At 65.1% G+C, this 9,860-nt stretch carries 7 protein-coding genes and 2 pseudogenes; 6 read left to right on the forward strand and 3 right to left on the reverse strand.

Annotated elements, in window-relative coordinates:
• The first annotated feature begins 91 nt into the window (after positions 1-91).
• From P2PM1_RS01680 to P2PM1_RS01705, 6 genes and pseudogenes are all read left to right on the forward strand, one after another.
• Positions 92-463, forward strand: coding sequence for a hypothetical protein (locus P2PM1_RS01680; protein ID WP_186397946.1), 372 nt, complete (start codon positions 92-94; stop codon positions 461-463).
• Between the two features lie 37 nt (positions 464-500).
• Complete coding sequence (locus tag P2PM1_RS01685) at positions 501-971, forward strand: DUF2271 domain-containing protein (RefSeq protein ID WP_174033608.1); 471 nt, start codon at positions 501-503, stop codon at positions 969-971.
• Positions 972-982: 11 nt separating this feature from the next.
• Positions 983-3,190 (forward strand): PepSY domain-containing protein, encoded by a 2,208-nt coding sequence (locus tag P2PM1_RS01690; RefSeq protein WP_174033610.1) that lies wholly within the window; start codon positions 983-985, stop codon positions 3,188-3,190.
• Positions 3,171-4,151: an FAD:protein FMN transferase gene (locus tag P2PM1_RS01695; protein WP_174033612.1), complete on the forward strand. Its 981-nt coding sequence runs from the start codon at positions 3,171-3,173 to the stop codon at positions 4,149-4,151. Before P2PM1_RS01690 ends, P2PM1_RS01695 begins: the two co-directional genes overlap by 20 nt.
• A gap of 5 nt (positions 4,152-4,156) precedes the next feature.
• Positions 4,157-6,064, forward strand: a complete 1,908-nt coding sequence (locus tag P2PM1_RS01700) for a heavy metal translocating P-type ATPase (RefSeq protein WP_174033613.1) — start codon at positions 4,157-4,159, stop codon at positions 6,062-6,064.
• Positions 6,061-6,309: pseudogene (locus tag P2PM1_RS01705) on the forward strand (VIT1/CCC1 transporter family protein); the annotation flags it as partial. The gene P2PM1_RS01700 and the pseudogene P2PM1_RS01705, both read left to right, overlap by 4 nt.
• Positions 6,310-6,416: 107 nt before the next feature.
• Here P2PM1_RS01705 and P2PM1_RS01710 read toward each other — a convergent pair.
• From P2PM1_RS01710 to P2PM1_RS01720, 3 genes and pseudogenes are all read right to left on the reverse strand, one after another.
• Complete coding sequence (locus tag P2PM1_RS01710; RefSeq protein WP_244301382.1) at positions 6,417-7,295, reverse strand: TniB family NTP-binding protein; 879 nt, start codon at positions 7,293-7,295, stop codon at positions 6,417-6,419.
• The gene (locus P2PM1_RS01715; protein WP_186397948.1) at positions 7,295-8,326 is read right to left on the reverse strand and encodes a Mu transposase C-terminal domain-containing protein; all 1,032 of its coding nucleotides are present in this window, start codon (positions 8,324-8,326) and stop codon (positions 7,295-7,297) included. Before P2PM1_RS01715 ends, P2PM1_RS01710 begins: the two co-directional genes overlap by 1 nt.
• A 26-nt stretch (positions 8,327-8,352) precedes the next feature.
• Positions 8,353-9,723 (reverse strand): annotated as a pseudogene (locus P2PM1_RS01720) (IS66 family transposase); the annotation flags it as partial.
• Positions 9,724-9,860 lie beyond the last annotated feature (137 nt).

Consider the following 9,860-nt stretch of genomic DNA (forward strand, 5'->3'; position numbering starts at 1 on the left):
ACGGCAAGCTGAAGCGGGAATCGCCGACGCGTCAGGAAGCCCTCAGGTCGGATCTCCAGATTGTCTCCAGCAGACAAAAGGAGACCCTGCCATGAAGAAGACCCTGACACTTCTGGTCGCGTCCACGGCGCTGACCGCCGCGATCGGCGTCCCCGCCTGGAGCGCGATGCAATCCCCGCCCGACGTCCTTCGGTCCGTCGCCGCTCTCTTCGATGACGCCCCGCAAGCGATGCCGCTCGTTCTCGCAAGCGACGATGACGACAACGATGACGACCGTTGGCGGGACGGTTCTCGTCGCGGCCACGACGACGACGATGACGATGACGACGATGACTGCGACGACGACGATGACGACGACGACTGCCGCGGTGGCGCTCGCAATCCAGCGCCCGCCGGCACGGTCGCCCCTCCGCAGAACGGCCTCTTCGGGAACGGCGCTCCGCCGCAGGTTCAGGTGAACTGAACCGCTCTCGAGCTCCTCTCCAAAAAGGATCAACCCGATGAAATCGCTTCTTGCAACGCTCGCGCTCACCACCGCGCTGACGCTCCCCGGCCTCGCCATGGCGAGGCCTGTGACGCTCACCACGACCCTCAACAATTACGGCGGCGACGGGGCCTATCTCGCGCTCTACGTCACCGACACCTCGGGCGCCTATGTCGGCAGTCTCTGGATGGCTGGCGGCAAGTCCAAGTACTACGAGCATCTGAGCGACTGGTACCGAGCCACCGGCGGCGACACTGCGCAGGTCAACGGCATCACCGGCGCCAGCGTCGGCGCGGGCCGCACGCTCGAGATCACGCTCGACCTCGCCGACGCGCTCTTCGACGCGGGCTACACGCTGCACATTGACGCCGCCGTCGAGGACATGCGCGACAGTCCGAACGAGGTGGCGGTGCCGCTCACGACCGATGGCGCGGGCACGCCGGTGAGCGGCCGCCGGTACATCGCCAGCTTCGCCTACGACATGTGAGGATCGGGGCCATGATCCGTGCACTCCATCGCTGGCCGGGTCTTCTGGCCCTCGCGCTCGTCACGATCCTCGCGCTGAGTGGCGCGGCACTGTCGGTCTTCCCTGCGGCCGAACGGCTTGCCGCCCCGCAGCCGGAGACCGGGCTCACGGTCGCCGCCCTCGCGGACCGCATCGAGGCCGTCTATCCGGGCGTCGAGCAAATCCGGCGGTCGCCCTCCGGTCGGATCACTGCCTACTGGTTCGATCAGGGCGCGCCGGGTGCCGCCGTGATCGACCCGGCGACGGGTGAAGGCGTGGCCTCGGCCGACCCGAACCAGGCCGAACGCTGGCTCACCAACCTTCACCGTTCGCTGTTCCTCGGGGACGGCGGGCGCATCGCCACGGCCGCAGGGGCTGCCGCGATGCTGATCCTCTCGCTCTCCGGCGCGGCGCTGGTCGCGCGGCGGGCGGGCGGCTGGCGACACTGGTTCGCGCGCTTGCGCGGACCGCTTGCCGGGCGGCTGCACGTCGAGATCGCCCGGATCGCCGTCGTCGGCTTCGTTCTGTCTTCCACGACCGCCCTCTGGATGACGGCGTCGACCTTCGATCTCCTGCCGGATGGCGGCGCCATCCCGGCCATACCGACCGAGGTCAGTGGAGCGACGGGGTTTGCGCTGGACCGGATGGCCACGCTGCAGCAGACGCCCGTCGCCGAGTTGCGCGAACTGAGCTTTCCCTATCCCGGCGACGCTACGGACGTCTTCACGCTGAAGACCGACCGTGGGACCGGGTATCTCGATCAGGGCACCGGGGCGCTGCTGGCCTGGACTGACCTGACCGGGTGGGAACGCGTTTCGGAAACCATCTACATGCTGCACACCGGACAGGGTGCGGCGACGCTTGGCCTCGTTCTGGGCCTGATGGCGCTCGGCGTCCCGGCCATGGGCGTGACTGGCGTTGTCGTCTGGCTCGCGGGACGGAGGGGGCGGCCGCGCATCCGAAGCAATCAGCCCGCGGGACGTGCCGAGACGATCCTGCTCGTCGGCAGCGAGGGCGGCAGCACCTGGGGATTTGCGGCCACGCTCCACACCGCACTGACGCAAGCCGGGCAGAAGGTGCACACAGCACCGATGTCGGCCTTCGCGCCAGAACGCTACGCTACGGCCCAGCGGATCATCCTGCTCGCCGCAACCTATGGCGACGGCGCGGCGCCCGCCTCGGCGAAGGGCTTTCTCGACCGGCTGAACGCTTCCGACCGGGCGCCGGACATTTCTCTGGCGGTGCTCGGCTTCGGCGACCGCAGCTTTCCGGCCTATTGCGCCTTCGCAAGGGACGTCGCGGCAGCGGCGCAGGCGAAGGGTTGGCCCGAGCTTCTGCCGCTCGACACAATCGACCGGCAATCGCCGCAGGATTTCGCCCGTTGGGGCCGTGCGCTGGGAGACGCTCTCGGCATTGCGCTCGAACTGTCGCATCAGCCGGTTCTGCCGAAAACCGAGACGCTGACCCTCGTATCGCGCCGCGACTACGGCGCCGAGGTGCAGGCCCCGACGGCGATCCTCCGTTTCGCGCTTCCGCACGTCTCACTCTGGCAACGGCTGCGAGGCGACGGCTTCGCGCGGTTCGAGGCCGGTGACCTGATCGGCGTCCTTCCGGAGGGAAGTCTCGTCCCGCGGCTCTACTCGCTCGCCTCCGGACGCCGCGACGGCTTCATCGAGATCGTGGTCAAGAAGCTTCCCGGCGGCCTCTGCTCGGGTCAGCTCACAGCGCTGGAACCTGGCGACACGGTGAGCGCCTTCTTGCGCCCCAACCCCGGCTTCCGTCCGGGCCGAAGCCGGGCGCCCCTGATCCTGATCGGCGCAGGGACCGGCATCGGGCCGCTCGCGGGCTTTGTGCGCGGCAATACGCGCCGCAGGCCGATCCATCTGTTCTTCGGCATGCGCCATCCCGATAGCGATTTCTTCTACGGCGAGGAGTTCCCCGGATGGCAGGACGAAGGGCGTGTAAGCCGGCTGGTCACGGCCGTCTCGCGCGGGGCGCGTCCCCATTACGTCCAGGACGCGCTGCGCAGCGAGGCCACTCAGGTCGCAGAGCTCATCCGCAATGGCGCGCGCGTGATGGTCTGCGGCGGACGGGACATGGCCGCCGGCGTGGCCGAGGCGCTGGCCGAGATCCTCGCGACCTCCGGGCTGACGCCGGCGGTCCTGAAGGCGGAGGGGCGGTATGTCGAAGATGTCTACTGAGCTGACGAGGCACGCCCTGAATGGGGCGACCATGGGCACGCGCTGGTCGGCGCTATTCTTCGCGGAGCCGGACTTCGACCCGGCCCCGATCCGCGCGGCGCTGCAGGCGGCTGTGGACGAGGTGGACGGACAGATGTCGACCTGGAACCCGGGCAGCGACCTGATGCAGCTCAATGCGGCGCCGGTGGGAGAATGGGTGACGGTTCCAGCCCGTCTCGCCGAGGTGCTGCGCCTCGGCCTCGAGATCGGGCGTGCCTCCGGCGGAGCCTTCGATATCGGCATGGGCGATGCGGTGACAGCCTGGGGCTTCGGACCGGAGGCCGCCGCGCCGGATGGCATCCGCGCCGCGATGGAAACCTCGCGCCGCCCGGCACATGAGGTGCTGGAGATGGACGACGCCCGCGTGCGCAAGGCCGCAGTCCTGAAGCTCGACCTCAACGGCATCGCCAAAGGCTATGGCGTCGACCGGCTCGCCGAGACGCTGCGCGATCATTGGATTTCCGATGCCCTCGTCGGGATCGATGGAGAGATGCGTGCAATGGGCCTCCGGCCGGACGGTGAGGCGTGGACCATCGCGGTCGAGGCGCCGGACGCCGAGCGCCGGACGCCGCATTCGATCCTCGCGCTGCAGGATGCCGCCGTCGCCACCTCGGGCGACTACCGTCACTGGGTCGAGGTGCAGGGGCGCCGCCTGTCGCACACAATGGACCCGATGCGGGGAGTGCCGCTGATCGCGTCGCCGGCCTCCGTCACCGTCGTGGCCCGCACCTGTGCCGAGGCCGATGCGTGGGCGACGGCCCTCATGGTGCTTGGGCCGGACAAAGGTGCTGCGCTCGCAAGACGAAGCGGGCTCGACGCCCTGTTTCTCTTGCGCGATGATGATGCCAGCGCACGGGGCGTGGGAGTCGGACGACTATTTTCCGAAGAGCCAGCGGCAATCGCCTCAGCCGAGGGGAGATGAGCCGCATGGAAACGACACGGACCGACCGCTTCAAGACCGCTATCCTGCTCATTGCCGCGACCGGCCTGATTGCGGGACTTGCCTTCTACTTTTCCGGCCGACCCGAAGCAGCGAACCTGATCTGGATCGCCGGCGTCGTTCCCGCGCTCGCTGCACTCGTGGTCGAGATTCTGCGCAGCCTGCGCTCCGGCGAGGTGGGCCTCGATATCGTCGCAGCGCTGTCGATGTCGGCGGCGCTCGTCTTCGGCGAGACCCTCGCCGCGGCGGTGGTCGCGGTGATGTATTCCGGCGGCACATTCCTCGAAGCCTTCGCCGAAGGCCGCGCCCGGCGCGAGATGCACGACCTCCTCTCCCGCGTGCCGCGGACCGCGACCCGCCACCGCAACGGCGGGCTGGAGGAGATCCCGCTCGACCACATCGCGCCCGGCGACCGCCTCCTGATCCGTCAGGGCGACGTGGTGCCGGTGGACGGCACGGTGGCCTCGGAGACGGCCTTCGTCGACACCTCCGCGCTGACGGGCGAGTCCCTGCCAGTGCGCCTCGCCCACGGCGCCGAAGCCATGAGCGGCTCCACAAACGCAGGCGAGGCGTTCGATCTGACGGCGACGAGAGAAGCCAAGGACAGCACTTATGCCGGGATCGTCCGGCTGGTCGAGGAGGCGCAGGCCTCGAAGGCGCCGATGTCGCGGCTGGCCGACCGTTGGTCGCTGGGGTTTCTGGCGGTCACGGTCAGCATTGCCTTCGCTGCATGGTGGTTCACCGGCGACCCGATCCGGGCCGTCGCCGTGCTCGTCGTCGCCACGCCCTGTCCGCTGATCCTGGCCGTGCCTGTGGCGCTGGTGGCCGGGCTGTCGCGTGCCGCGCATTTCGGGGTGCTGATAAAGGGCGCGGGACCGCTCGAGACGATGGCGCGCATCCGAACGCTGATCCTCGACAAGACCGGCACGCTGACGGACGGCCGGCCGCAGATCGTCTCGATTGATAGCCACGACGGGATGGCGGAGGACGACATACTGCGCCTCGCTGCGGCGCTCGACCAGGCGTCCAAGCACCCCGTGGCGCAGGCCATCGTTGCGGCCGCGAAGGCGCGCGGCTTCACGCTGCCGGTTCCGTCGGACGTGGCTGAGATCCCGGGTGAAGGCGTCGTGGGCCATGTCGAGGGCCGGAAGGTCATCGTCGGCGGCGATGCCTTCGTCGCCTCCCGCGTCGGACGGAGGCCCGGCGATCATTCGGCCATTGCCGCCGGGTCGGTCCTCGTCGCGGTCGCGGTCGACGGGCGCATGGCGGGGCATCTCGTGATGTCCGATCCCCTGCGCGACGGCGCGGGCGCCATGCTCGACGGGCTGCGCGGCGAGGGGATCGCGCGAATCCTGCTCGCCACCGGCGACCGCGCCGACGTGGCCGAGCGCGTGACCGAGGGGCTTGGCCTCGACGGGCTGCGCGCCGGGCTCACGCCCGACCAGAAGGTTCTGCTGGTTCTCTCCGAGCGCAAGCGCGGGCCCGTGATGATGGTTGGCGACGGCGTCAACGACGCGCCGGCCCTCGCGGCGGCCGATGTGGGTGTCGCGATGGGCGCACGCGGGGCCGCTGCATCGGCGGAGGCGGCAGACGTCGTGCTGTTGGTCGACCGTATCGACCGGCTCGGGCCGGGGATCGAGATCGCGCGCGGCGCGCGGCGCATCGCTGTTGAAAGCGTTGTCGCCGGGATCGGGCTGTCGGTCATGGGCATGATCGCGGCGGCTTTCGGCTATCTCACTCCGGTGCAGGGTGCGCTCCTGCAGGAGGTCATCGACGTTGCAGTTATCCTGAACGCCCTCCGTGCGCTGCGCATCGCGCCCCATGAACCCACCCCTCCGAAACCAAAGGCTGTCTCCTCCGGGCAGGACGACATCGCGCAAGGAGCCACGCCATGAGCCGCCTCTCGCATTCCGAAATCCACATGGTGCATCGCATCGGCTGGCTGCGGGCCGCCGTTCTCGGCGCCAACGACGGGCTCGTCTCGACGGCAAGCCTCGTGGTCGGCGTCGCCGCGGCAGGATCGGGAAAGCCGGAGGTCCTGATCGCGGGGCTGGCTGGCCTCGTGGCCGGTGCGATGTCCATGGCCGCAGGCGAATACGTCTCGGTCAGTTCGCAGACTGATGCGGAACAAGCCGATCTTGTCGATTTACACTTCAAACTGGGACTCGGACAATTTCTGGAAAAACGTTACACTTCAATTGAGACTTTTACGGCCTGAGTCTCAATTGAGGTGTAACGTTTCGTTGGCTATGCGAATGCTGCCTCTTTTTCCAAAGCGGGCTTCCAGGATTCGATGTTTTCATCGGTGATCCGCTCTGTGCCGTCTTGGATCGCCTCGATTGCAAGTTCGTTCAGTATCCCGAATACGCGAGCGGTTATGCCGTCGCCGAGGCGGGAAAGGTGTCGCAAACTCTGGCTGGACAATGCGGACGGAAGTTTGAGCGGTAGACTTCGGAGGATCGCCGTCACCAGTTCCTGGAATTCCTCATCCGCCTTCCATCTTGGCAGCACAAACTGATCCAGGCGTCGTGCCAGTTGAGTGTCGCCGGCAATCGCGTCGCGGGCTTCGGAAACGCCAAGACAGACGAGCGAAGCTTTGATCTCATTGCTAAGATATCGCAGCAGCTGCAGGATCACGCGCTGCTCTCTCGGGGTTCCAGCAAGAAGATTGTGGACCTCGTCAAATACCAGAACACGAACATTGTTGCTTTTCAGGAGGAGGACGGTCCTGATCTCAAGTTCCATGAGTGTCAGGCGTTCATTGATGCTGGCTCCCATGGCCATCAGCAATTGACCGTATATCCTGCGTTCTGTCGGGCGTGATGTCAGCGTAATTGCCAGGACCGGCATGCTTTCCACACCGGTACTGTGATCGATGATTGGTGGATGATCACGCTTGAACTTTTCCACGAGCATCGTCTTGCCCATGCCGCTGTGGCCATAAATCGCGAGGCCCGGCGGACGCGTTGATGGCGGATGGTCGCAAAGCCCATCGAGATGCCGAAGAACCCGACGAGCGCGATCAAAGCCGACCCAACGATCGGATCGAATTGCACGAATCCGTGTTTCGTTTGGCGAGTTGGCAAGTACCGCGGCGCCAGACGCCAAATGCAGGAGTTCAATCATCAATCCCAAAATTCCGTGTCGTCATCTGAATAAATCGGTTTCGCCAAATCTATAGCCGTAACGTGGCCGCTTTCCTTTTGGTCCTGTTTAGTAGGCCTTCGAGCAGCACTCCGGCGCGCTTTTGCGCTTGAGGATGCGGCAATGTCTTCAATCTGCCTTTGTTTTGCGATCGCTGCAAAGATAACATCTTCTTGCAACTCACGCCGTCCTTGGCCTCGAAGCCTTTTCTTGGCATGTTTCCATTCCCACCATGAGACGGGCGGATATGCGAGATTTCGGTACCGCGCTTCTACAAACCGGCCGTCGGACTGGCGAACGAATATTCGAGAAAGGTCTCGTGGATCATATTTGATCTCAAGCTCAGCACCCCGGCCGACATCACGTGATAGGGCGTCCGACCAGTAGCGAATCTTTTCCAGATGAATGCCGTCCTTCAGCAAGCGGCGCCGGTCACCAGGCAGAAAGCTGGTCCAGAACGCCATCCGGTCTGGCGGTAGGTCGAAATCGACTTCACCTTGCCGTTCGCGCCACACGGCCAGGGGAGGGCGCAATAGTGAGGCGTGGATACGCTGATGGTATTTGCCTACGATTTCCAGTGCGATCCACTTTTCCAGTTCGCGTAATGTAAAGGTCGCACGACCCTCGGAATCGTAGTCACCCCTGATCTTCACATTGCTGAACGTTGTGCCAGGCAGCAGATGAACAGCTCCCATCATGGTTCCGATCAGCCGCTCGATGTGTCCGCCGAAGCGGGGCGTTGCTGGCGGTCTGAACAGGAGCTTGATGCCATATTCCTTGCAAGCGTCGGCGAGCGCTCGCGATCTGAATTCGGCGCCATTGTCGCAATGAAGAACAGCTGGCAGTCCGGCGACAGGCCAAGGAATATCAATCCCCCGTTCGTCTAGCCATGCTGCTTTGTCGTAAACCGCATGCAGGAGGCAAAGGCCAACCGACGTTCTCGATGGGGCTGCCAATGACAAATGGAAACCCGCGACCATTCTGGTGCAAACATCGATGGCAATCGTCAGCACTGGCCGTCCGATGGTAAGCGGCCGGTTTATGCCGCAGCGACGATTGATGCAGTTTCGGCTGGCCGCCAATGCCAGGGCAGCAGTTGATCGAGTGCATTGATCTTGTGATCGTTGATGCGGGCCAGAATATCGGCGAGGTAGGCTTGAGGGTTGAGGTTGTGGAGTTTGGCGGTCTCGATGATGGTCATCGCATCGGCGAGCGTTTCCCCACCCGCATCGGAGCCGGCGAATAGGAAGTTTTTTCTTCCGAGCGCGATGGGTCTAATGGCGCGCTCGGCGGGATTGTTGTCGATCGCCACGCGCCCGTCTTCAAGGAATAGGCTGAAGGATGTCCAGCGCTTGAGACCATAGCGGAAGGCCTTAGCTACATCGCTCTTGCCCGAGATACGCTCGAGCTGATCCTCGGCGAAGCGCCTGAACGCGTCGACGACCGGCTTGCTCTCGGCCTGTCTGACAGCGAGGCGCTCCTGGGCCGAACATCCGGTGATGCGCCGTTCGATGTCGTAGAGCACGCCGATGCGGTTGATGGCTTCAAGCGCAATGGGGGATTTGCTCGATGTCCACTCGTCATGGAAGTCGCGCCGCAAGTGCGCCCAGCACGACGCCTCGCGGATACGCTGCTCACCAGTCATGGGATCTGGTTCGTAGAGCTGCCTGAACCCTGTATAGGCATCGGCTTGCAGGATCCCGGAGAACCCGGCCAGATGGCTTTGCGGGTGCTCGCCCTTACGATTGGGTGAGAACAGATAGGTGGCCGCCGGCGGGTCGTCGCCGGCGAACGGGGTGTCATCACGGACATAGACCCAGATGCGTCCCTCTTTGACCGCGCGTTTGGCGCCGCCCGAAGCAATCGCCACCTTGGGATCGAGAACCCGCACGGGTGTGTCGTCGGCATGCAGCCGGTCCGCTGCAAAGACATGGTCGCGAATACGCGAGACCAGAGGCTTGAGCACGCCAACCGCCTGACCGCACCAGTCGATCAGTGTCGAGCGCGGAATATCGGCGCCCATACGGGTGAAGATCTCACCTTGGCGATAAAGGGGAAGATGGTCGTCGTATTTGCTGACCAGGATGTGGGCGAGCAGCCCCGGACCTGCCATGCCGCGGGCCACCGGGCGGGTCGGCGCCGGTGTCTGCACCATGGCTTCGCATTTGCGGCACGATTTTTTGGGCCGGGCGATCTCGATCTTCTTGAGTTGCGCGGCAACCAGATCGAGGATCTCCGAGACGTCTTCACCAACCAGGCGCAGCTCGCCGCCGCAGTCTGGGCACACTGAGCCGGGATCAAGGGTGCGGCGTTCAGTGAGAACGTGCTCGTTCAGAACCGGCTTGCCACGCCGGCGGGGACGAGAGGTGTTCTGTGGCGCTGCAACGGCCTCGTCCTTGTCAGCAGACTGGTCGATCGCGGTGACCTGAGCCCCAAGTCCCCTCCGGTTTTACGGAGAGTCCTTGGGTTGATGTTTGGCCCTAAGCGGCCTGTTTTTCCAGTGCCAGATTGCTGGCAAATTCGCTGGGCGTGAGATTGCCCAACGAG

This window comes from Stappia sp. P2PMeth1, from assembly GCF_900185735.1.
GTDB lineage: Bacteria > Pseudomonadota > Alphaproteobacteria > Rhizobiales > Stappiaceae > Stappia.

Excerpts from the sequence above, each read along its gene's own strand:
- P2PM1_RS01680 (WP_186397946.1), top strand. The coding sequence starts at position 92 with ATGAAGAAGACCCTGACACTTCTGGTCGCGTCCACGGCGCTGACCGCC.
- P2PM1_RS01685 (WP_174033608.1), top strand. The coding sequence starts at position 501 with ATGAAATCGCTTCTTGCAACGCTCGCGCTCACCACCGCGCTGACGCTC.
- P2PM1_RS01690 (WP_174033610.1), top strand. The coding sequence starts at position 983 with ATGATCCGTGCACTCCATCGCTGGCCGGGTCTTCTGGCCCTCGCGCTC.
- P2PM1_RS01695 (WP_174033612.1), top strand. The coding sequence starts at position 3,171 with ATGTCGAAGATGTCTACTGAGCTGACGAGGCACGCCCTGAATGGGGCG.
- P2PM1_RS01700 (WP_174033613.1), top strand. The coding sequence starts at position 4,157 with ATGGAAACGACACGGACCGACCGCTTCAAGACCGCTATCCTGCTCATT.
- P2PM1_RS01710 (WP_244301382.1), bottom strand. The coding sequence starts at position 7,295 with ATGATTGAACTCCTGCATTTGGCGTCTGGCGCCGCGGTACTTGCCAAC.